Source organism: Streptomyces deccanensis, from assembly GCF_022385335.1.
Lineage (GTDB): Bacteria > Actinomycetota > Actinomycetes > Streptomycetales > Streptomycetaceae > Streptomyces > Streptomyces deccanensis.
In genome coordinates, this window is record NZ_CP092431.1 from 2,085,488 (window position 1) to 2,107,960 (window position 22,473).

Annotated in this window: 20 protein-coding genes; 4 read left to right on the forward strand and 16 right to left on the reverse strand. The window is 68.8% G+C overall.

From position 1 onward, the window contains the following. Positions 1-125: 125 nt before the first annotated feature. The 4 genes from L3078_RS09315 to L3078_RS09330 form a co-directional block, all read right to left on the reverse strand. Positions 126-497: an FKBP-type peptidyl-prolyl cis-trans isomerase gene (locus tag L3078_RS09315; protein WP_239752950.1), complete on the reverse strand. Its 372-nt coding sequence runs from the start codon at positions 495-497 to the stop codon at positions 126-128. A 60-nt stretch (positions 498-557) separates the two neighbouring features. Then, positions 558-1,550 carry an FKBP-type peptidyl-prolyl cis-trans isomerase gene (locus tag L3078_RS09320; RefSeq protein WP_239752951.1) on the reverse strand — a complete coding sequence of 331 codons (993 nt, stop codon included), beginning with the start codon at positions 1,548-1,550 and terminating at the stop codon, positions 558-560. Between the two features lie 131 nt (positions 1,551-1,681). Then, entirely contained in the window at positions 1,682-3,043 is a 1,362-nt protein-coding gene (gene pafA / locus L3078_RS09325; protein ID WP_239752952.1) for a Pup--protein ligase, read from the reverse strand. Positions 3,044-3,052: 9 nt separating this feature from the next. Next, a complete protein-coding gene (locus L3078_RS09330; protein WP_239752953.1) occupies positions 3,053-4,312 on the reverse strand; it encodes an MFS transporter in 1,260 nt (419 codons plus the stop codon). Between the two features lie 65 nt (positions 4,313-4,377). Between L3078_RS09330 and L3078_RS09335 the strand changes: the two genes are divergently transcribed. Further along, complete coding sequence (locus tag L3078_RS09335) at positions 4,378-5,439, forward strand: LacI family DNA-binding transcriptional regulator (RefSeq protein WP_420864047.1); 1,062 nt, start codon at positions 4,378-4,380, stop codon at positions 5,437-5,439. 151 nt (positions 5,440-5,590) lie between these two features. On the opposite strand, the gene prcA is transcribed toward L3078_RS09335, so the two are convergent. The 6 genes from prcA to arc form a co-directional block, all read right to left on the reverse strand. After that, positions 5,591-6,334 carry a proteasome subunit alpha gene (prcA, locus tag L3078_RS09340; protein ID WP_239752955.1) on the reverse strand — a complete coding sequence of 248 codons (744 nt, stop codon included), beginning with the start codon at positions 6,332-6,334 and terminating at the stop codon, positions 5,591-5,593. Positions 6,335-6,404: 70 nt separating this feature from the next. After that, on the reverse strand, positions 6,405-7,250 hold the full coding sequence (gene prcB / locus L3078_RS09345) for a proteasome subunit beta (protein WP_239752956.1): 846 nt from the start codon (positions 7,248-7,250) through the stop codon (positions 6,405-6,407). Further along, on the reverse strand, positions 7,202-7,750 hold the full coding sequence (locus L3078_RS09350; protein ID WP_239760259.1) for an endonuclease VII domain-containing protein: 549 nt from the start codon (positions 7,748-7,750) through the stop codon (positions 7,202-7,204). Before L3078_RS09350 ends, prcB begins: the two co-directional genes overlap by 49 nt. Positions 7,751-7,797: 47 nt before the next feature. Continuing rightward, entirely contained in the window at positions 7,798-8,013 is a 216-nt protein-coding gene (locus L3078_RS09355; RefSeq protein WP_045557092.1) for a ubiquitin-like protein Pup, read from the reverse strand. Positions 8,014-8,201: 188 nt separating this feature from the next. Next, positions 8,202-9,713 carry a depupylase/deamidase Dop gene (gene dop, locus L3078_RS09360; protein WP_338059475.1) on the reverse strand — a complete coding sequence of 504 codons (1,512 nt, stop codon included), beginning with the start codon at positions 9,711-9,713 and terminating at the stop codon, positions 8,202-8,204. 234 nt (positions 9,714-9,947) lie between these two features. Further along, positions 9,948-11,714, reverse strand: coding sequence for a proteasome ATPase (arc, locus tag L3078_RS09365; RefSeq protein WP_217180225.1), 1,767 nt, complete (start codon positions 11,712-11,714; stop codon positions 9,948-9,950). Positions 11,715-11,983: 269 nt separating this feature from the next. Between arc and L3078_RS09370 the strand changes: the two genes are divergently transcribed. Next, the gene (locus L3078_RS09370) at positions 11,984-12,289 is read left to right on the forward strand and encodes a ferredoxin (protein WP_184896119.1); all 306 of its coding nucleotides are present in this window, start codon (positions 11,984-11,986) and stop codon (positions 12,287-12,289) included. Positions 12,290-12,379: 90 nt separating this feature from the next. Here L3078_RS09370 and L3078_RS09375 read toward each other — a convergent pair whose 3' ends face one another. The 3 genes from L3078_RS09375 to L3078_RS09385 all read right to left on the reverse strand — a co-directional run bounded on the left by L3078_RS09375 (position 12,380) and on the right by L3078_RS09385 (position 15,733). Continuing rightward, positions 12,380-12,952 (reverse strand): hypothetical protein, encoded by a 573-nt coding sequence (locus tag L3078_RS09375; protein ID WP_239752957.1) that lies wholly within the window; start codon positions 12,950-12,952, stop codon positions 12,380-12,382. A 194-nt stretch (positions 12,953-13,146) separates the two neighbouring features. Beyond that, positions 13,147-14,049 carry a tRNA (adenine-N1)-methyltransferase gene (locus L3078_RS09380; protein ID WP_045557089.1) on the reverse strand — a complete coding sequence of 301 codons (903 nt, stop codon included), beginning with the start codon at positions 14,047-14,049 and terminating at the stop codon, positions 13,147-13,149. 52 nt (positions 14,050-14,101) lie between these two features. Continuing rightward, the gene (locus L3078_RS09385; protein ID WP_338059567.1) at positions 14,102-15,733 is read right to left on the reverse strand and encodes a site-2 protease family protein; all 1,632 of its coding nucleotides are present in this window, start codon (positions 15,731-15,733) and stop codon (positions 14,102-14,104) included. Positions 15,734-16,359: 626 nt separating this feature from the next. On the opposite strand from L3078_RS09385, the gene L3078_RS09390 reads away from it, so the two are divergent. Continuing rightward, positions 16,360-17,283 carry a RecB family exonuclease gene (locus L3078_RS09390; protein WP_239752959.1) on the forward strand — a complete coding sequence of 308 codons (924 nt, stop codon included), beginning with the start codon at positions 16,360-16,362 and terminating at the stop codon, positions 17,281-17,283. A gap of 15 nt (positions 17,284-17,298) precedes the next feature. Further along, a complete protein-coding gene (locus tag L3078_RS09395) occupies positions 17,299-17,970 on the forward strand; it encodes a response regulator (protein WP_045557086.1) in 672 nt (223 codons plus the stop codon). 94 nt (positions 17,971-18,064) lie between these two features. Here L3078_RS09395 and L3078_RS09400 read toward each other — a convergent pair whose 3' ends face one another. The 3 genes from L3078_RS09400 to L3078_RS09410 all read right to left on the reverse strand — a co-directional run bounded on the left by L3078_RS09400 (position 18,065) and on the right by L3078_RS09410 (position 22,455). After that, positions 18,065-19,648 carry an ABC transporter substrate-binding protein gene (locus L3078_RS09400; RefSeq protein ID WP_239752960.1) on the reverse strand — a complete coding sequence of 528 codons (1,584 nt, stop codon included), beginning with the start codon at positions 19,646-19,648 and terminating at the stop codon, positions 18,065-18,067. A 92-nt stretch (positions 19,649-19,740) separates the two neighbouring features. Then, the gene (locus tag L3078_RS09405; RefSeq protein ID WP_239752961.1) at positions 19,741-21,345 is read right to left on the reverse strand and encodes an ABC transporter substrate-binding protein; all 1,605 of its coding nucleotides are present in this window, start codon (positions 21,343-21,345) and stop codon (positions 19,741-19,743) included. 405 nt (positions 21,346-21,750) lie between these two features. Then, on the reverse strand, positions 21,751-22,455 hold the full coding sequence (locus L3078_RS09410; protein WP_239752962.1) for an HAD family hydrolase: 705 nt from the start codon (positions 22,453-22,455) through the stop codon (positions 21,751-21,753). Positions 22,456-22,473: the final 18 nt, after the last annotated feature.

Below are 22,473 nucleotides of genomic sequence, written 5' to 3' on the forward strand. Positions count from 1 at the left end.
GCGGCACGACCGTACCGCTACGAAGCGTCGCGGCAAAAGCCGAGGGTCCATGCCCGAAAAGGCATGGACCCCAGACAGTCGGGACCGGTCACGGCACGATCACCGCGGAGCCGGCATCCAACAGATCAGACCCCGAGGAGGTCGACCACGAAGATCAGCGTCTCACCGGGCTTGATCGCCGGAGTCGGGCTCTGGTTCCCGTAGGCGAGGTGGGCCGGAATGGTCAGCTGGCGACGGCCACCGACCTTCATGCCCTGCACACCCTGGTCCCAGCCCTTGATGACACGACCGCCACCGAGCGGGAAACGGAACGGCGTCCCGCGGTTCCAGCTGGCGTCGAACTCCTCACCGGTGGAGTAGGACACACCCACGTAGTGCACGGTGACGGTCTGGCCGGCCTTGGCCACCTCGCCGTCGCCCTCCCAGATGTCCTTGATCTCCAGGTCCGCCGGCGGCTCGCCCTCGGGAAAGTCGATCTCGGGCTTGTCAATGCTCACGTCTTCAGGCTCCTGCTTGTGTACGTACGAGGCAACGTGGACAGTCTCGCATCCCCGGGATCACATCTTCGCGAGGATGTCCACGGTGAACACCATCACGGAGTCCTTCTTGATGTCGCTGCCGCTCGGCGGCGTGTCCCCGTACCCCAGCTCCGGCGGGATGACGATGAGGAGGCGACTGCCCACCTTCTTGCCGGTCATGCCCTGCGACCAGCCCTTGACGACCTGGTTCAGCCCGAACGAGCTCAGCGCCTCCCGGCTGTACGAGGAGTCGAACTCCTTGCCGTTCTCCCAGAGCACGCCCTTGTACTGCACCAACAGGCTGTCGTCCGCGCCGACCTCGGGGCCGTCGCCCTCGATGATGTAGTTCGCGACGAGCTTCTTCGGCGGGTCGACCTTCGGCACCTCGATGGAGGGCGCCTTGCCGTCGGTGTTGGTGCCCACCTTCGGCAGATCCACATTGTCCTGCGCGACCTCCGTGCCCTTGGCGGAGCTCTTGCCGTTGAAGGTGTTCTGGATGTCGACGACGAAGACCAGCGTGTCGGTGCCCTTGATCCCCGACTCAGGCCTCCCGGCCGTCCCGTAACCCCAGGTCGGCGGCACGGCCATCTGGACCCGGCTGCCGGCCTTCTTACCGGTCAGCGCGTACCGCCAGCCGTCGATGATGCCCTGCGGGGAGAGCTGGATCACCAGCGGCGTCTTGCGGTCGTAGGAGTTGTCGAAGACCTTCGCCGTGGACCAGATCTGCCCCAGGTAGTTCGCCTGGATGTAGTCGCCCTCGGCGACCGTCTTCCCGCTGCCCGCGATCACCGTCTTCACCGCCAGGTCCTTCGACGGATCACCACTGCCCTTCGCGACGGTCGGCTTCTCGTCGAACTTCACACCCGCCGTGATCGCCGGCAGCGGGCCGTCCACGATCTTCGGCGGCTTCGCCGCGCTCGCCGACGCGGACGGGCTGCTGCTGGCCTTGGCCGAATCTGACTCGCCCTCACCACAGGCGGCGAGCGTGACCAGTCCAGCGGGAACAGCGATGAGGAGGGAGCGTCGGCGCACGGTGAAGGCCTCGTATCGGTCGATCTTGTCGGATGGCGTGCGCGCAACTCTACGGCGTGAGAAGGGCGCCGTACGGCAAACGTACGGCGCCCCGCGTTGCGTTCCGACAATCACCACCGGAACATTTCAGCTCACATTCCCGCGATCAGCTTCTCCACCCGGTCGTCCACCGAACGGAACGGGTCCTTGCACAACACCGTCCGTTGTGCCTGGTCGTTGAGCTTCAGATGCACCCAGTCGACCGTGAAATCCCGACGCTGTTCCTGAGCGCGCCGGATGAAGTCACCGCGCAGCCGCGCCCGAGTGGTCTGCGGCGGCACCGACTTGCCCTCGAAGATCTTCAAGTCATTGCAGATGCGGGCGGCTTGACCTTTCCTCTCCAACAGGTAGTAGAGGCCACGACGGCGGTGGATGTCGTGATACGCGAGGTCTATCTGCGCGACCCGCGGATGCGACATGGTCATGTTGTGCTTGGCCCGGTACCGCTCGATGAGCTGGTACTTCATCACCCAGTCGATCTCGGTACCGATCCGGTCGAGGTCCTCGGCCTCGATCGCGTCCAGCGTGCGGCCCCACAGCTCCAGGACCTGCTCGACGGTGCCCGTACGGATGCCGCGGCGCTCCACGAAGTCCACGGCCTTCTCGTAGTACTCGCGCTGCACCTCCAGCGCGGAGGCCTCCCGGCCACTGGCCAGCCGCACCTTGCGACGGCCGGTGATGTCATGGCTGACCTCGCGGATCGCCCGGATCGGGTTCTCCAGGGTGAGGTCACGCATGACCGTGCCCGCCTCGATCATGCGCAGCACCAGGTCGGTGGCACCGACCTTGAGCAGCATGGTCGTCTCGGACATGTTCGAGTCGCCCACGATGACGTGGAGACGGCGGTACCGCTCGGCGTCCGCGTGCGGCTCGTCCCGGGTGTTGATGATCGGCCGGGAGCGGGTGGTCGCCGAGCTGACACCCTCCCAGATGTGCTCCGCGCGCTGACTCACGCAGTACACCGCACCACGCGGGGTCTGCAGCACCTTGCCCGCGCCGCACAGCAGCTGACGGGTGACGAGGAACGGAATCAGGATGTCGGCGAGACGGGAGAACTCCCCGTGCCGCGCCACCAGATAGTTCTCATGGCAACCGTATGAGTTGCCGGCGGAGTCCGTGTTGTTCTTGAAAAGGTAGACGTCGCCCGCGATTCCCTCCTCGTGCAGGCGGCGTTCGGCGTCGACCAGCAGTCCTTCGAGAATGCGCTCGCCGGCCTTGTCGTGAGTGACCAGTTCGGTCACGTTGTCACATTCGGGTGTCGCGTATTCCGGATGTGAGCCCACGTCGAGATAGAGGCGGGCCCCGTTCCGCAGAAACACATTGCTGCTGCGGCCCCATGACACGACACGGCGGAAGAGGTACCGCGCCACCTCGTCAGGAGACAGACGGCGCTGTCCCCTGAACGTGCACGTGACGCCGTACTCGTTCTCCAGCCCGAAAATGCGGCGGTCCATGACTGAACATTACGCCCGATCCACCGAGCTGAAACGGGGTTCGGCAGCACGGTTTGGATCATTTTCCGATGAGACCGCAACCACCGCACCCCCGGACGGAACAGCGAGTACCCGCCCCGTGGCCAGCAGAACCAGCAACGACACGGCCCCCGCCGCACCCGGCACGACGAACCCCCACAGCGTCCCGCCCCACTCGACGACCGGCCCCGCCACCGCCGTACCGACCGACTGGCCCACAGTGAACGTCGTCACGATCCACGAGAACGCCTCCGTGACCGTGCCCCGCGGCGCGTGCCGGTCCACCAGCACGAACACACAGGCGATCGCCGGCGCCAGGAACACCCCCGCGAGCGTCGTCAGCCCCGTCATCCCCACCGGACCCGGCATCAGCGTCAGCGGCACGTAACACACCGCGAGGAGCGCCACCAGCACCTGCAGACGCCGCTCCGGCGCACCGCCCCACTGCCGCGCGCCGTACGCCGTGCCACCCACGAGCGCCCCCAGCCCCACACCCGCCATCAGCCAGCCGTACACCGCGTCCCCACCGTGGCCGTCCGCGTACGACACCGCCGCGACGGTGATCGAGCCGAGCGCGACACCGACGAAGAGGAACGCGCCGAGCAGCACCAGCAGCCCCGGCGAACGCAACGCCCCCAGCCAGTGCGCCTCACGCGGAGCGGAGCGCCAGGCCCGCGAGGGCGGCGAGACCACCACCCACAGCGCGCCCAGCACCCCGATCACGCTGAGCACGATCAGCGCGGCCGACGCCGACCACAGCGCCACGCACAGCGTCACCAGCAGCGGCCCGACGGTGAACATGACCTCCTGCGCCACGGCGTCCATCGCGTACGCCGTGTGCACCTGCTCCTCCCCGCGGAGCACCGAGGACCACAGGGCCCGCAGCCCGCCCTCCAGCGGCGGCGTGCAGAGCCCGGCGACCGCCATCGCGAGATAGGCCACCGGAAGCGGATCGAGGCCCGACAGCGCGAAGACGACCATGGCGAGGGCGGAGACGACCGCAGCGGGCAACTGCACCCGCGGCTGTCCGTACAGGTCCACCAGCCGCCCCAGCAGCGGCTGGCCGACCGCGTTGGCCAGGCCGTACACGGCCGCCAGCGCGCCCGCGAGGCTGTAGGTGCCGCCCTCCGCACGGACGAACAGCACGATCGCGATGGCGGCGGTGGCGTTCGGCAGCCGCCCCACCAGCGTTCCCGCGAGCAGCCGCGCCGCGTGCCGCGTCCTGAGGATCTCGAGGTATCCGGCGGCCATGTCCTGCCTCTCGACGGGCTCTCGCGAGCGACGTGTTACGTATAACGTCTCTCGTCATACGTACCATGTGCCCTGACCACGAGTCCAGACGAGGGAGCAGGCCGACGGTGGCACGAGGTAGTACACGGCCCACGAGTCGTGACGTCGCCCAGGCCGCCGGCGTCTCCCAGGCCGCCGTCTCCCTCGTCCTCGGCGACAAATGGCGCGGCCGTGTCTCCGAGACCACGGCCGAACGCGTCCGCGCAGCCGCCCGCGAACTGGGCTACCGGCCCAACCTCGCCGCCCGCAACCTACGCCTCGGCCGCACCCGCACCGTCCTGCTGGTCGTCCCCGCCCTCACCACCGAGTTCTTCGCCGGCGTCTACACGGGCGCCGCCCGCGTCGCCGCCCGCCACGGCTTCGGCGTGGTCCTCTACCCCTCCCCCGAGGGCGTCGGCCCCGCCCGCGACCCCTTCGCCTCCGCCCAGGCCGCCCTCGACGGCGTCATCGCCTCCTCCATGGCCGCGGACGCCCTCACCGCCATCCGCGGCGACCAACTGCCCCTCGTCATGCTCGACAGCGACCCCGACGGCAGCCTCGGCGCCGCGACCGTCAACCTCGACATCCGCGACGGGATCAGCCAGGTCACCGAGCACCTCCTCGCCCTCGGCCACCGCGACTTCCTGCACCTCGCCGCCGACATCCCCTCCTGGACCTTCCACGTCCGCGCACGGGAACTCGCGGCACGGCTGGGATCGGTGCCGGGCGCGTCCCTGCGAACGGCCGCGGCACCGATCTCCATCGAGGGGGCGCTGGCCGCGGCGGAAGCGGCCCTGACCGACGTCGGCGGCGCAGGGCGCCCCACCGCCGTGGTGTGCGACGACGACAAACTCGCGGCCGGCGTCTACAAGGCCGTACGCCGCCTCGGGCTGCGGATCCCCGAGGACGTGTCCGTCACCGGGCTCGACGACCTCGCCCTCGCCACGGCCCTCGACCCCGAGCTGACCACCGTACGACTGGACGCGGAACTGTTCGGCGAACGCGGCATGGAGGCCCTGCTGGCCGTCCTGGAGGGGCGTACGCCGGCGGAGGGGGACATCCCGGTGGAGCTGGTGGTACGGGGCTCCACGGCACGGGCAGGAGGCTGAGCACCACGCCCGTCAGCGGGTGGTCGCGCAGGTCCCCGCGCCCCTTCGGGGCTCGTTGTCGTGGGCGCATCCGCCACGGGCACCGAACGCCGCGCGCCCCGGCCTCGTGTCGGCCGGGGCGCACTACGGACGGGTCCTGCGCACGCCTGCGCTACTCGTCGTCCTCCTCGGAGCTCTCGGCCTCCGTGGAGGCACCGCCCGCCTCCAGCAGACGGTCGAGCTGACGGCCGACGATCCGCTTGAACTTCCGCTGCTGCGGACGCGTACGGTCCAGGACCGCCACCTCCAGACGCTCGGCGGGGATCTCCCGCTGCGTGCCGTTGGTGTCGCGCGACAGGGCCTGGACGGCGAGCTTCAGCGCCTCCGCCAAAGACATGCCGTCCTGGTGGCGCTGGTCCAGATAGCTGCTGATCTGCTCGGCATTGCCACCGACCGCGACCGAACCGTGCTCGTCCACGATCGAACCGTCGTGCGGCAGCCGATAGATCTGATCACCCTCGGGGGTCTCCCCCACCTCGGCCACGACCAGCTCCACCTCGTACGGCTTCTCGGCCGCCGAGGAGAAGATCGTGCCCAGCGTCTGGGCATACACGTTGGCGAGACCACGGGCGGTCACGTCGTCACGGTCGTAGGTGTAACCCCGCAGGTCGGCGTAGCGCACACCACCGATGCGGAGGTTCTCGTACTCGTTGTACTTGCCGGCGGCCGCGAAGCCGATCCGGTCGTAGATCTCGCTGAACTTGTGCAGCGCGCGGGACGGGTTCTCGCCGACGAACACGATGCCGTCGGCATACTGCAGCACGACCAGGCTGCGGCCACGGGCGATGCCCTTGCGGGCGTACTCCGCCCGGTCCGCCATCGCCTGCTGGGGTGAGACATAGAACGGCGTCGACACCGGTTATCCGTCCCTTTCTGTCGAAGTCACTGGATCACCTTGATAAGAGAGCCGTCGCGGGCCGGACCGGCTAGAGCAGCGCGGCCCGGGGACCGTCCGGCTGCTCCAGACGGCGTTCCAGGATCGAACGGGCGATCTCGGAGGACTCCTCGTCGGTGAGCCGACGGAAGCCGTCCTCGGTGATCACGGTGACGATGGGGTAGATCCGGCGGGCGACATCGGGACCACCGGTCGCCGAGTCGTCGTCTGCCGCGTCGTAGAGGGCCTGGATCACGAGGGTCGTGGCCTGGTCCTCGGTCAGATCGTCACGGAAGAGCTTCTTCATCGCACCGCGCGCGAAGATCGAACCCGAGCCGGTGGCCGCGTAGCCGCTCTCCTCGGAACGGCCGCCCGTCACGTCGTAGGAGAAGATGCGGCCCTTCTCCCGGTCCACGTCGTAACCGGCAAAGAGCGGCACGACCGCCAGGCCCTGCATCGCCATGCCGAGGTTGGAACGGATCATGGTGGAGAGCCGGTTCGCCTTGCCCTCCAGCGAGAGCTGCGCGCCCTCGACCTTCTCGAAGTGCTCCAGCTCCAGCTGGAACAGCTTCACCATCTCCACGGCCAGACCGGCCGTGCCGGCAATCCCGACGGCCGAGTACTCGTCGGCCGGGAACACCTTCTCGATGTCCCGCTGGGCGATCATGTTCCCCATCGTGGCCCGGCGGTCACCGGCGAGCACCACACCGCCGGGGAACGTCACGGCCACGATCGTCGTGCCGTGCGGAGCTTCGATGACGCCCTGGGTCGGCGGCAGCTGCCGCTTGCCGGGGAGCAGCTCCGGCTGGTGGTCCGACAGGAAGTCCATGAAGGACGACGACCCAGGCGTCAGGAAGGCAGCTGGTAGACGCCCGGTGCTACGAGTGTTGGCTTCCACGCGTTTCCTTCCACATATGTCGCAGCCCGCCTTATGACGTCGGGCCGATCCTTGAACTGCCCCAGCGCCGCGTTGCAGCTGAAGCACAGTACGCCTCGGACCCTACCCGTCTCGTGGCAGTGATCCACATGCTCGGCGGGTGCAGCGAGACAGATGCAACAGATGCCGTGCTGCTCGCCGACCATGGTGTCCAACTCGGCCGGGGTGAGACCGTACTTGCGCTTGAAGTAGCTGATCCGGTTGCGCTCCGCACGGCAGGTTCGGCAGTAGCTGGCCCAGCCGTCCGCGGAAGTCTTGTTCCGCTCCCACTCCGAGTGCGGCTTGATCTCCGCGCACTGGGGACAGCGCTTGTGGCCTCGCGGCACAGGCACCTTGGCGCGAACGGTTCTGCCCTTGGCCTCTTGGCGACGCCTGTAGTAATCGGCAGCGCATTCGCGGCAAGTGGTCTGGAGGCCGTCAGGCCGTGACCTGTTGCTCGCGAATGCGCTGACCGAAAGCATTCTCTGGCACGCCGAGCACTTCTTCAGCGGTGCGTTCACGTAGGTGACTACTGTCCGCCCTTTTGAACGAACGACCTCACGAAATCCTCAGCGTTCTCTTCGAGGACATCGTCGATCTCGTCCAGAACCGAGTCCACGTCGTCGCTGAGCTTCTCCTGCCGTTCCTTGAGGTCCTCCGATGCCTGCGCCTCGGGCGCTGCCTCGGTCTCCTCGGTGGAACGGGTGGCCTTCTGCTGGCCGCCGCCGGTGTCCTTGGTCGCCATAACCCTCACCCCGCTCTGTTGCCCGACATGGTCGGCAGGTCGGCATTCCTGCCGATCGGTGATGATCAGACCCTACAAGCCGGGTCTGACATTGGCCCTGTTGTTTCCACAACGTCCGGGGACCACCTCGATGATTCCCGGACGGCGGTGTTTCCACCCTGCGCCGCTGATCACGATTGGGGCCCGGTTCAGTTGCCCGACAGGACCCTGACCAGGTCTTCTGCCGTGCGGCAGCGGTCCAGGAGCTCCTTGACGTGATTTCGCGTTCCGCGAAGCGGTTCGAGGGTTGGGACGCGCTGGAGCGAGTCCCGCCCCGGGAGGTCGAAGATCACGGAATCCCAGGAGGCCGCCGCGACGTCGTCCGCGTACTGCTCCAGACAGCGACCGCGGAAGTACGCACGGGTGTCCTCCGGCGGCTTCGTACGGGCCTCGTCGACGCCTTGCTCGGTCAGGAGCCGCTTCATCTTGCCGCGGGCCACGAGACGGTTGTAGAGGCCCTTCTCGGCGCGCACGTCGGCGTACTGGAGGTCGACGAGGTGCAGGCGCGCGGCGTCCCAGTCGAGGCCGTCACGGCGCCGGTAGCCCTCCATCAGTTCCCGCTTGGCGACCCAGTCGAGCTCTCCGGAGAGGCTCATGGGGTCGTTCTCCAGGCGGTTGAGGGTGTCTTCCCACCGGCTCAGGACGTCCTTCGTCTGGTCGTCCGCGTCCGCCCCGAACCGCTCCTCGACGTACTTGCGTGACAGCTCGTAGTACTCCATCTGGAGCTGTACGGCGGTCAGGGTGCGCCCGCTGCGCAGCGTGATGAGGCGTTGCAGGGTCGGGTCGTGGGAGACCTGGTGGAGGGTGCGTACGGGCTGGTCGACGGCCAGGTCGACGGCGATGAAGCCGTCTTCGATCATGGAGAGGACCAGGGCGGTCGTGCCCAGCTTCAGGTAGGTGGAGATCTCCGAGAGGTTGGCGTCGCCGATGATCACGTGGAGGCGGCGGTATTTCTCCGCGTCGGCGTGGGGTTCGTCGCGGGTGTTGATGATGGGTCGCTTGAGGGTGGTCTCCAGGCCGACTTCCACCTCGAAGTAGTCGGCGCGCTGGCTGAGCTGGAAGCCGTGTTCGTGGCCGTCCTGGCCGATGCCGACGCGGCCGGCGCCGGCGAAGACCTGTCGGGAGACGAAGAAGGGGGTGAGGTGGCGCACGATGTCCGAGAAGGCGGTCTCCCGCTTCATCAGGTAGTTCTCGTGCGTGCCGTAGGAGGCGCCCTTGTTGTCGGTGTTGTTCTTGTAGAGGTGGATCGGCTGGGCGCCGGGGAGCTGTGCCGCGCGTTCGGCGGCTTCGGCCATGATGCGCTCGCCGGCCTTGTCCCACAGGACGGCGTCGAGGGGGTTGGTGACCTCGGGGGCGCTGTATTCGGGGTGGGCGTGGTCGACGTAGAGCCGCGCGCCGTTGGTGAGGATGACATTGGCGAGGCCGATGTCCTCGTCGGTGAGCTGGCTGGAGTCGGCGGCCTCGCGGGCGAGGTCGAAGCCTCGCGCGTCCCGCAGCGGATTCTCCTCCTCGAAGTCCCAGCGGGCCCGGCGGGCCCGGTGCATCGCCGCTGCGTAGGCGTTGACGATCTGGGACGAGGTGAGCATGGCATTGGCATTGGGGTGGCCGGGGACGGAGATCCCGTACTCCGTCTCGATGCCCATTACTCGCCGTACGGTCATGCGGCCCTCCTTGCCCGGCGGTGTCCTCGGTCGGGGACGCCGCTCAAGTACCGCTGGCGCTCTCGTGCGTGTGCGGTGCCCGTCCCCGCACTGCGCGACTCGGCGGTACGAAAGAGCCTAGAACGGCTCTGCGCTGGTGGGGAGATCATTTGCGTCATTGCTGTGCTCCGGCTTTTACCTGGAAAACAGTCGGCTGCGGGTACCCACTGAGGGCACCCGCAGCCGCCCTGTGTTTTACAGGTACTGTCCGGTGTTCGCCACCGTGTCGATGGAGCGACCGGTGTCCGCGCCCTGCTTTCCGGTGATCAGGGTGCGGATGTAGACGATCCGCTCGCCCTTCTTTCCGGAGATTCGGGCCCAGTCGTCCGGGTTGGTGGTGTTGGGCAGGTCCTCGTTCTCCTTGAACTCGTCCACGCAGGCCTGGAGCAGGTGGGAGACGCGGAGGCCCTTCTGGTTCTTGTCGAGGAAGTCCTTGATCGCCATTTTCTTGGCGCGGCCGACGATGTTCTCGATCATGGCGCCGGAGTTGAAGTCCTTGAAGTAGAGGACTTCCTTGTCGCCGTTGGCGTAGGTGACCTCCAGGAAGCGGTTCTCCTCGGATTCGGCGTACATGTGTTCCACTGCCGTCTGGATCATGCTCTGGACGGTGGTGGTCTTGGAGCCGCCGTGTTCGCCGAGGTCGTCCGTGTGGAGGGGGAGTCGCTCGGTGAGGTACTTCTGGAAGATGTCCTTGGCCGCTTCGGCGTCCGGACGCTCGATCTTGATCTTCACGTCGAGCCGGCCGGGGCGCAGGATGGCGGGGTCGATCATGTCCTCACGGTTGGAGGCGCCGATCACGACCACGTTCTGCAGGCCTTCCACGCCGTCGATCTCGGCGAGCAGCTGCGGGACGATGGTGTTCTCCACGTCCGAGCTGACGCCGGATCCGCGGGTGCGGAAGAGGGATTCCATCTCGTCGAAGAAGACGATGACGGGGGTGCCCTCGCTGGCCTTCTCCCTCGCACGCTGGAAGACCAGGCGGATCTGTCGCTCGGTCTCGCCGACGTACTTGTTGAGGAGCTCGGGGCCCTTGATGTTGAGGAAGAAGCTCTTGCCCTGGGCCTGGCCGGTGACTTCGGCGACCTTCTTGGCCAACGAGTTGGCGACGGCCTTGGCGATGAGCGTCTTGCCGCATCCGGGGGGTCCGTAGAGCAGGACACCCTTGGGCGGGCGCAGTTCGTGCTCCTTGAACAGGTCCGGGTAGAGATAGGGGAGCTCGACCGCGTCGCGGATCATCTCGATCTGGTTGCCGAGGCCACCGATCTGCTCGTACCCGATGTCGGGGACCTCTTCGAGGACGAGTTCCTCGACCTCGCTCTTGGGCACGACCTCGTAGACGTAGCCGGAGCGGGGTTCGAGCAGGAGGGCGTCGCCGGGGCGGATGGTGATGTCCAGCAGGGGCTCGGCGAGCCGCACCACCCGTTCCTCGTCGGTGTGCCCCTGAACGAGGGCGCGCTCGCCGTCCTCGAGGATCTCCTTGAGGGTGACGATGTCGCCGACGCTCTCGAACTCCATGGCCTCGACCACGTTGAGGGCTTCGTTGAGCATCACTTCCTGGCCGCGCCGGAGCTCTTCCAGGTCGACGCTGGGGCTGACGTTCACCCGGAGCTTTCGGCCCCCGGTGAAGATGTCGGCCGTGCCGTCCTCGTTCGCCGTGAGGAAGACACCGAAGCCGGCCGGCGGCTGTGCGAGCCGGTCGACTTCCTCCTTGAGGGCCACGATCTGGTCGCGGGCCTCACGGAGCGTGTTGGCGAGCCGCTCGTTCTGTGCGGACACGCCGGCCAGATTGGTCTGCAACTCGACGATCCGCTCTTCGAGAATCCTCGTGTGTCGCGGAGAGTCGGCGAGCTTGCGTCGCAGGACGGCGATCTCCTGCTCAAGGTAGGCAATCTGCCCGGCCGGGTCGTCGGACCCTCGTCCCGGGCGGATGCCGCGGTTCATGTCGTCGTCGTGGGCTGCCACGGTCCTCACCTCCTCCAAGGGGAGCTGGACGCTTCCAGACCCTACCTGGGTGGGTGTCGATTGAAACCCCTAGATCACAAAGACGGTCGGGGTGTGTCCGATCTTCACCCTTGCGCTCTCCCTCACGTCAAGGGGATACCCACCGAACGTGATGGGGAAGCCGCCCCGGGTAGGGTCGAAGTGTTCAACACCCGTCAGAGCCTGCATCGTTCCCGACCGGCTCGACGAATGACTCGACGATTGACCCGACGCATGAGGCGGCAGGAGAGATGAGCGTGCAGCAGGAGGCCACGGCCGCGGGCGAGGCGCTCGAGGTCTGGATCGACCAGGACCTGTGCACCGGTGACGGTATCTGCGTGCAGTACGCGCCCGAGGTGTTCGAGCTGGACATCGACGGACTGGCCTATGTGAAGAGTCCGGGCGACGAGTTGCTGCAGGCGCCGGGGGCGACAACGCCCGTTCCGCTGCCGCTTCTCACGGATGTGGTGGACTCCGCGAAGGAGTGTCCGGGCGAGTGCATCCATGTACGTCGCGTTTCGGACAGGGTCGAGGTCTTCGGGCCTGACGCGGAGTGACCCGGCGGGCACTCCGCGTCGCCCTGTGTCTGCTTTCTCACACCGGGTTTGCCGGGTGATCACTTCCCGTTCGCCCGGGTGCGGGCGGTGTCAGACGCTTTGTGTCCCCGCGGGGGTGGAGCGCACGAACGCCCCGTTCTTCCACTGCCACTTGACGGGGTCCGTGACGTCCGGGCAGCAGTTGGGGACCTCGGGGGACGAGTAGCTGTGCAGGGTGGCGGTGACGGCGGCGTCGCGGACGGCGAAGTCGGAGACGTTGGTGCGGTCCTTGGGGTTGACCAGGGTGGCGACGACCCGGGGCTGCGCGGCGTCGGTGGAGCGGGTGAGCACGTACACGCCGTCGGGCGGGGTGCCCATGCTGGCGTCGCAGTGGACGACGGCCACGGTCTCGGGCCGGCCGTCCCCGTCGAGGTCTCCGGAGGCCTTCTTCTTCACGACGACGCCGACGGGTCCGCAGTCGAGCGGGAGGTCGACCTCGGCGGGGTCGGGGGCCGCGACGGCGGGAGCGGGGGCCGCCTTCGGGACGGGCTGGGCCGCTCTCGCCGCGTCGGGCTGGAGGGCGGACGACAGGGCGACGACTCCGGCGAGTGCGGTGGCCGTGGCGAGCCAGTGGATGGGGCGGGTGTGCGTGTGTGCCAGTTCCGGGACGGCGGATTGCTGCACTAGGAGCGTCTCCTGAGGGTGCTGTGCCGGTTGGGATGACCCGCATGGTGCCACACGTCACAGGGGGGTGGAACGGCGGGGTACGTGGTTCCCGCAGCTTTTCGGTGGCGCGTCAACGGGAGAGCGCCGTGGCCGAGTTCCCGTGCGCTGCGGGGAACTCGGCCACGTCGAGGGCGCGTTCGTCGTACGGCGGGTCAGCGGCCGGAGCCGCCGTCGGCGTTGGGGCCGGCGTAGTCCTCGCCGTAGGCGCCCTTGGCGGGGCGGCGGCGGCGCATGGGGGGCTCGACGCCGTCGGCGAGGCGGCGGGCGGTGAGCAGGAAGCCGGTGTGGCCGATCATGCGGTGGTCGGGGCGGACGGCCAGGCCCTCGATGTGCCAGTTGCGGATCATCGACTCCCAGGCGCTCGGCTCGTTGAAGCAGCCGATCTCGCGGATGGACTCGACGGTCCGGGCGAGCTGGGTGGTGGTGGCCACGTAGCAGCAGACGATGCCGCCGGGGACGAGGGCCTTGGAGACGGCCTCCAGGCACTCCCAGGGGGCGAGCATGTCGAGGATGACGCGGTCGACCTCGGTGTCGCTGAGGTTGTCCTGGAGGTCGCCGACGGTGAGCTGCCAGGCGGGGTGGGGGCCGCCGAAGTAGCGTTCCACGTTGGCCTGGGCGATCTCGGCGAAGTCTGCGCGGCGCTCGTAGCTGTGCAGCATGCCCTGGTCGCCGATGGCGCGCAGCAGGAAGCTGCTGAGCGAGCCGGAGCCGACGCCGGCCTCGACGACGCGGGCGCCGGGGAAGATGTCGGCGAAGGCGAGGATCTGCCCCGCGTCCTTGGGGTAGACCACGGCGGCGCCGCGGGGCATGGACAGGACGTAGTCGGGGAGCAGGGGGCGGAGCGCCAGGTAGGCGACGTTCCCCGTGGTGCGGACAACACTGCCCTCGGGAGCGCCGATCAGCTCGTCGTGCGGGAAGGAACCCTTGTGGGTGTGGAAGTTCTTTCCCTCTTCGAGCGTGAACGTGTAGTGGCGTCCCTTGGGGTCGGTGAGCTGGACCTGGTCCCCGACCTTGAAGGGCCCGCGACGGCGGGCGGCACCGGTCGGTTCGGACATGTGACCAGCCTACCGGTCCCCGGGGAGGGCGCCGACCATGGTCGGGGAGAGGTCAGCTGGGGCGGGCCATCGCCTTGACGAAGGCGCGTTCCACGTCCGCCGCCGAGAGGACTCCGTAGATCTCGCCCGAGTCCTCGACGACCAGGTACTCCGTGGCGGGGGCCGCGCGGAGGGCGTCGAGGAGTTCCTCGCCGGCGAGTTCGGCGGAGACGCGCATGCCGTCGGTGAGGTCCTGGGCGAGGCCGCTGACGGCGACCCAGGGGCGGCGGTGTTCGGGGACGCCGACGATGGCGGCCTCGCGGACGAGGGAGAGGGGTTCGCCGTCGGGGTCGACGACGACGAGGGCGCGGGCGCCGGCCTCGTTGGCGCGGCGGAGGGCCTCGGAGAGGGGGGTGTCGGTCTCGACGGGGACGGCGCGGCGGGTGAGGGCGCGGGCCTGGAGTTCGGGCAGGTGTTCGCGCAGGCGGGCCATGCGGAGGCTGTTGCCGGCGCCGGTCCAGATGATCGCGGCGAGGATCGCGGCGAGCAGGGCGTCGAGGACGGTGTCCATGCCGACGCTGTCCTCGGCGGCGGAGCCGAGCAGGCCGGACTGGGTGAGCAGCGGGAGTCCGATGAGGACGGAGACGGCGAGGGCGCGGCCGACCCAGGCGGCGGCGATGGTGCCGCTCATGGGCTTGCCGGTGATCTTCCAGACGACGGCGCGGAGCATGCGGCCGCCGTCGAGGGGCAGGCCGGGGAGCAGGTTGAACGCGGCGACGATGAGGTTGGAGATCATCAGGCCGGCGAGCAGGACGCCGGGGACCGTGCCGGGCTCGACGGCCAGCAGGGCGACGTAGAAGACGCCCGCAAGGATCAGGGAGAGGAGGGGGCCCACGAAGGCGAGGACGAATTCGCGGCCGGGGGTCTCGGACTCCTTCTCGATCTCGGAGACACCGCCGAAGAACTGGAGCTGGATGCGGCGCACGGGCAGTTTGTAGCGCAGGGCGGCGATGGTGTGGGCGAGTTCGTGGACGAGTACGGAGCCGTAGAAGGCGACCGCGAAAAAGAGGGCGACGAGGTAGCGGAGGGCGCCGAGTTCGGGCAGGACGCGGTCGAGTTGGCCGCCGAAGACCCAGGTGATCAGGGCGGCGACCAGGAACCAGCTGGGCGCGACGTACACGGGCACGCCGAAGGGCCGCCCCATGAGGATGCCACCGCCGGGCTCCTTGGAACGCTCGGGGGGCTTGGGCCCGGCGTCCGCGTGGGCATAGGGGCGCGAGGACGTCGCGGCGCGCTCCGACTCGTCGGCCGGGGCGGGGGGTTTGGTGAGGTCGGCGGGGGCGGGGGGCTTGTCCGGGTCGGCGGGGGCGGGGGCTTTGTCCGGGTCGGCGGGGGCGTGGGCCTGCTCCGGGTTGGCAGGGGTTGAGGTCCTCGCCGGGTCGGCAGGCGCGGGGGCCCTCTCCGGGTCGCCAGTTGCGTGGTCCTGCTCCGGGGCACCGGGCGCGGGGGCCTTGGTCGGGTCGGCAGGCGTGTGGGCCTTCGCCGGGTCGGCGGGGGTGGAGGCGGTCGGCGGGTCGGTCAGCGGCTTCGCTGTTTTGGCGTCGGCAGGCGTTCCGGTGCCGGGGGGCGTGGCGGCGGGCTCTGGAGCCTCATCCGTGTCGGCCGTCGCGCCGTTGTCGGTGGGCGTGCCGTCGCCGGCCGTCATGCCTGCGCCGTCCCGCGTGCTGCTACCGGCCGTCGAGCCGTTTTCAGCAGGCGCGCCACCGTCGGCCGTCATGCCCCTGTCGGCCGTCGTTCCGGTGGCGGCCGGTGTACCGGTAGCGGTCCGCGAGCTATTGCCGGCCGACTCCGAGTCGTCAGCGGCCTTGCCGTCCGCGGCTACCTCACCGTCGTCGGCGGTCGCGGCGGCGTCGGCGCCCTCCCCGTCGGCGGCGGGCGTGGTGGGCCGCTCCATCCTCTTCGGGTTCGCGGGGGCGTCCGGGTGGTCGGGGGTGGGGTGGGGGTCGGTGGGGGCGTTGTGGTTCGCCGGTGTGCCGGTCGTGTCGCGGTGGGCGCGCTCGGGCGCCTGCTCGCTGTCGGACCGCGGCTGCCCGCTCCCGCCGCTCGTCTCCACGATGTCCCCTCGTTCGAAGCGTCTTCCGCACCCGGTGGCCGGGCGGATGGGTCTGTCGTCGATGCTATGCCGTCACCGGGGCACGTTCCGCCCCGGCACCCCCTCTGTTTTCCCCCGCGTCGCACGAGGCACACAGGTGTCGGCGGGCGGGGTGTCGCCCGGTGGTCGTGCCGGGCCGTGGCTGTCACTGTCAGTGGTGGGCCGTATGGTCTGTGGTCATGGAAACCAGCACCGACGGCACCCCCGCCGTTCCCGTGGGTGGCGAGGGCGACCGTCCTGTCGTGCGGGCCGCCGCGCCGCCCGCCTCGCTGTCGCCGTCGCGCGCCAGTGACTTCATGCAGTGTCCGCTGCTGTACCGGTTCCGGGTGATCGACCGGCTGCCGGAGAAGCCGAGCGAGGCGGCGACCCGGGGCACGCTGGTGCACGCGGTGCTGGAGAGACTCTTCGACGCGCCGGCGGCCGAGCGGACGGCGCCGCGGGCCAGGGCCTTGGTGCCCGGGCAGTGGGACCGGCTGCGGGAGACCCGGCCGGAGGTCGTGGAGCTGTTCGCGGACGACGCGGAGGGTGAGCGGCTGGGGCGCTGGCTGGCGGAGGCCGAGCGGCTGGTGGAGCGCTGGTTCACGCTGGAGGACCCGACGCGGCTGGAGCCCGCCGAGCGGGAGTTGTTCGTGGAGGCGGAGCTGGAGTCGGGACTCAGGCTGCGCGGGATCATCGACCGGGTCGATGTGGCGCCCACCGGCGAGGTGCGGATCGTCGACTACAAGACGGGGAAGGCGCCGCGGCCGGAGTACGCCGAGGGCGCGCTGTTCCAGATGAAGTTCTACGCGCTGGTGGTGTGGCGGCTGAAGCAGGTGGTGCCGCGCCGGTTGCAGCTGGTCTATCTCGGCAGTGGTGACGTCCTGACGTACGACCCCGTGATCGCCGATCTGGAGCGGGTGGAGCGCAAGTTGCTGGCGCTGTGGGAGGCGATCCGGCTGGCCACGGAGAGCGGTGACTGGCGGCCGCGGCCGACGAAGCTGTGCGGTTGGTGCGATCACCAGGCGGTGTGTCCGGAGTTCGGTGGTACTCCCCCGCCGTACCCCCTCCAGGTGAGGTCACCGGAGTCGGCCGGCGAGGCGCAGGGCAGAATGGGGCCGGACTAGCCGAAGGAGATTTTCGTGGCCATCCGCGTCCTACTGGTCGACGACCAGCCGCTGCTGCGTACCGGGTTCCGGATGATTCTGGAGGCGGAGCAGGACCTCGCGGTCGTCGGGGAGGCCGGGGACGGTCTCCAGGCGATCGACCAGGTGCGGGCGTTGCAGCCCGACGTGGTTCTGATGGACATCCGGATGCCCCGGATGGACGGCGTGGAGGCGACCCGTCAGATCACCGGTCCCGGGCGGGACGGCCCGGCGAAGGTGCTGGTGCTGACCACGTTCGATCTGGACGAGTACGTGGTGGAGGCGCTGCGGGCGGGGGCCAGCGGGTTTCTGCTGAAGGACGCTCCGGCCAATGAGCTGGTGCAGGCGATCCGGGTGGTGGCGAACGGGGAGGCGATGCTCGCGCCGAGCATCACGCGTCGGCTGCTCGACAAGTACGCGGAGCATCTGCCGTCGGGCGAGGAGCCGGTGCCGGACACGCTGCACACGCTGACGGACCGTGAGGTCGAGGTGTTGAAGCTGGTGGCCCGGGGGTTGTCGAACGCGGAGATCGCGGCCGATCTGTTCGTCAGCGAGACCACGGTGAAGACGCATGTGGGCCATGTGCTGACGAAGTTGGGGCTGCGGGACCGGGTGCAGGCGGCGGTGTACGCGTACGAGAGCGGGCTGGTGCGCCCCGGCGCGCAGTAGTCGGCGGGCTCCCCAGTACGCACCGAGGGCGCTCCCTTCTTGTGGAAGGGGGCGCCCTCGGCGTTCGGGGCCGTGGTGTGGACCCGTGCTCGTGTCAGCCCTTGCTGATCTCCCAGAAGCGGAAGACGGTGGAGGCGTCCAGGCAGTACTCCAGGCCGTAGACGTCGTCGCGGACGACGGCGTACTGCTTGGCCTGCCAGATGGGGATGAGCGGGACGTCGGTGGCGACGATGTTCTGGAGTTCGGCGTACTCCTTCTCCGTGGAGGAGCGCTCGCTCTCGGCGGCGGTCTTCGTGAGGAGTTCACCGGTGATGGTGTTGTTGGTGTAGTTGTTGCCGAGCACGTTGCCCTTGCCGAAGAAGGGGCCGGTGAAGTTGTCGGGGTCCGGGTAGTCGGGGACCCAGCCCTTGACGTAGACGCCGTACTTGCCGGCGGCGATGTCCTTCTCGTACCGGTCGAAGGCGACGGATTCGACCTTGGCGTCGAACAGGCCGCTGTCGTTGAGCTGCTTGGCGACGGCCTCCAACTCCTGGTCGGTGGAGGGGCCGTAGCGCGACGGGGTGGACCAGAGGGTCAGTTCGACCTTGTCGTCGATGCCGTCGGCCCGGAGCGCGGCCTCGGCCTTGGCGCGGGAGGGGCGGGCGCCGTAGGTGTCGAAGAAGGCCGTGTTGTGGCCGGTGATGCCGGCCGGGATGATCGAGTACAGCGGGGTGGCGGTGCCCTGGTAGACCTCGTCGACGAGGGCCTCGCGGTCGAGGAGGTAGGCGATGGCCTGGCGGACGCCGAGCTTGCCGGTGACCGGGTCGTTCATGTTGAAGACGAGGTGCTGGACCTCGGCGCCGGTGCCGTCGACGATCTCGATGCCGCTGGCGGTGGAGGTGTCGGTCTCGATGTCGGAGATGTCGGAGGCGCTCAGGCCCCGGTAGGTGACGTCGAGGTCGCCCTCCAGCAGGGCCTTCTTCAGGGCGTCCTGGTCGCCGTGGAAGAACTTGAGGGTGACGCCGCTGTTCTCGACGTCGGCGGTGCCCTGGTAGTTCTCGTTGACGGTGAAGACGGCCTCGTCCTTGCCGAAGGACTCCAGCTTGTAGGGGCCGGAGCCGACCGCCTCGCCGTCCTCGCGGAGTCCGTCGGCGTCGTAGGAGCTCTCGTCGACGATCGAGCCGGCGCCGGAGGCGATCTTGCTGGGGAAGGTGGCGTCGGCGTACTTCAGGTCGAAGCGGACGGTCTTGTCGTCCGGGGTCTCGACCTTGTCGAGCATGGGGAACATGATCGCGGGGCCGGCGTCGTCGTTGATCTTCAGCATGCGGTCGAAGGAGAACTTGACGTCCTTCGCGGTGAGCGCCTCACCGTTGCTGAACTTCAGGCCGTCCTTGAGGGTGCACTGGTAGACGGTGGTGCCGCCGGCCTCGAAGGAGCACTCCTTGGCGAGGTCCGGTTCGGGCTCGGTGGCGCCGTTGGGGAAGCTCAGCAACGACTGGAAGACGTTGTTGAAGAGCAGCCAGGATCCGGGGTCGTAGCCGGAGGCGGGGTCGGTGGCCAGGACGTCGTCGGACATCCCCATCACGACGTTGGAGCCGGAGTCCCCGGATCCCCCCGAGTCGGAGCCGCAACCGGTCAGCAGGCCGGCGGCAAGCCCTGTCGCGATGGTCAGGACGGGCCACTGGGTGCGTATGTTCACGTATGGATGCCTTGTGTCGTCGGGTGCATTGCGGGCGCTCCGGGCTCCCCCGAGGCCGAACGGCCCCTGTCCGGAGGGGTGGTGAGGTCCGGTCAGTCGCTTCTGCCGCGGCCCAGCTCCCAGAGCTGGAGCGTGGAGGCGGCGTTGAGGGCGTACTCGGCGCCGGTGACGTCGTCGCGGGCGGCGACGTACTGGTTGCCCTGCCACAGCGGCAGGATCGGCACGTCGTCGGCGACGATGTCCTGGATGCCGTTGAGGGTCTCCGCGGCGGAGAGGCGGTCGGCCGCTCGGCGGGACTCGGGGATCAGCTTGCCGCGGATCTCGCTGTTGGCGTAGGGCGAGCCGAGGAAGTTGTCCTTGTCGAGGAAGGGCGCGAGGTAGTTGTCGGCGTCGGGGAAGTCCGGGAACCAGCCCATGCCGTAGACCGCGTACTCGCCGTCCTGCTCGGCGGGGCGGAACGTGGACCAGGGGGTGCCCTTGATGGTGACGTCGAACAGGCCGCTGTCGTCGAGCTGCTTCTTCAGCACCTCGAACTCCTTCTTCGTGGCGGCGCCGTAGTGGTCGGTCGTGTAGTGGAGGGTCAGCTTCACCGGGGCGGTGACGCCGGCCGACTCCAGGGTCGACTTCGCCTTGGCGACGTCCGGGTCGCCGTACTTGTTGAAGAAGGAGTTGGAGTGGCCGGTGATGCCGGCGGGGACCAGGGAGAAGAGCGGTTCGGCCTGGGAGCCGTACACCTTGGAGACGAGTTCGCCCCGGTCGATGACCTCGGCCATGGCGCGGCGGACCGCGGTGCTCCTGACCGGCGAGGCTTCGGTGTTGAAGGCGAGGTAGCGGATCTCCAGGCCGGCGGACTCGATGACGTCGATGTCGCTGTCGGCCGCGTCGGAGAGCTTGGTGATCTGCTCCGGGGACATCGTGCGGGTCATCAGGTCGATGTCGCCGTTCTCGAGGGCGGTGCCCATGGCGTCGGCGTTCGCGAAGGAGCGCAGTTCGACCTTGTCGTTCTTCGGGTCCAACTGCCCCTTGTAATTGGGGTTCTTGGTGAAGACGGCCCGGACCAGCTCGTTGTTCTCGACCTCGGCGTCCATGGTGTACGGGCCGGAGCCGTCGACCTGGAAGCCGTCGCGCAGTTCGCCCTTGTCGTAGTCGGCGGGGTTGACGATGCCGGCGACGGGGGTGGACAGCTTGTACGGGAGGGTCGCGTCGGGGCTGTTGAGGTGGAAGATCACCTCGTTGTCGCCCTTGGTCTCGATGAGGTCGATGGTCGACAGCAGGGCGAAGACACCGCTGTCGGCCTTGAGGGAGCGGGCCCGGTCGATGGAGAACTTCACGTCCTCGGCGGTGATCGGGTCGCCGTTCGCGAACTTCAGGCCGTCGCGCAGGGTGCAGGCGTAGCGCTCGTTGCCGGTGTCGGTGAAGGAGCAGCTGGAGGCGGCCTCGGGCTCCGGTTCGCCGTCGCCGCGCGGCTGGACCAGGAGGGTCTGGACGGTCTGGCGGAGGATGTTCCAGGTGCCGACGTCGTAGGCGTAGGCCGGGTCGATGGGGGCCGGGGCCTTCTCGGAGGCGGTGAAGTGGTCGGTGGTGCCGACGACGATCGCGTCACCGCTGTCGCCCGCGCTGTCGGTGGCACCGCAGGCGGCGAGTACCGGGGTGAGCAGACCGATCACGGCCGGCAGCACCAGGGTCTTGCGGTTCATGCTCGCGAATCTCCAGAGCTGTGGTCCGAGATGGGTGCTGGCGGGGTGGTGCGAGCGCGTCTCGGGAAGTACGGCGATGTTCTCGCGACGAGATTAGCCCGCATCGCCAGAGGGGCCCGCGCACACCGGAGTTGAGTTCCCCTCACGCTGCGGAACCGGGCGTGGACGCAAACGGTGTAGTGCCCACGGAATGTTTGGGGCACGCCTCTCCAATCGGGACACAAAGGCGTGGCGAACGCCCCCGACCCGGGGGTTCGGGGGCGGTTGGCGGCCACTTCGGATGCCCTGGGAAGTGGTCAACGTCACAGGTGGAAAGGTATTCCCTACTGTGGGAATTCAGTCATTGCGACCAGTCGAATTCCCCGCTCCGGGGCTCTGTGCGCGATCTTGGAATTCCTTGCGTTTTCAATTGGCCGTGATCGCCATGAGACCGCGCAGAAATGGCAGGTCGACCTCTTCCAGCGAGGTGACGACGGTGCGGCGGACGGCGGGGGCGATGGGCGCCACGGACGGGACGGCGACCACGTGGCAGCCGGCGGCCTCCGCGGCGGCGACACCGGTGGCGGTGTCCTCGATGACCGCGCACCGGGCCGGGTCCGCGCCGAGGCCGGAGGCCGCGAGCAGATAGGGGTCGGGGAACGGCTTGGTCCGCTCGACCTCGTCGCCGGCGACGGTCAGCGCGAAGTGCTGGGGGCCGAGAGAGGTCAGGACGCGGTCGATGATGCGCCGGTGCGAGGCGGAGACCAGGGCGGTGGGGACCTCGTGGGCGGCGAGTTCCGCGAGGAGTCTGGAGGCGCCGGGCATCAGCGGCAGCGTGCGCCCGATGCGTGCCTCGAAGCCGTCGTTGAGCAGCACGGTGAGCTCGGCGAGGGTGATGTCGGCGCCGGTGGCCTCGATCAGGAAGCCCGCGCTGCGGGTCATGGGGCCGCCGACCACGACATGGCGCCAGGAGTCGTCGAGGGTGTGTCCGAGGCCGGCGAAGACCTCGACCTCCACGTCCCACCAGAACCCCTCGGTGTCGACCAGGGTGCCGTCCATGTCGAGGAGCACGGCCTGGAGCGCCGAGCCTTCGGCCGTACGGGTTCCTGGCGCGGGAATCGTCGTGGTCATCCGGCGCACCTCCTTGTG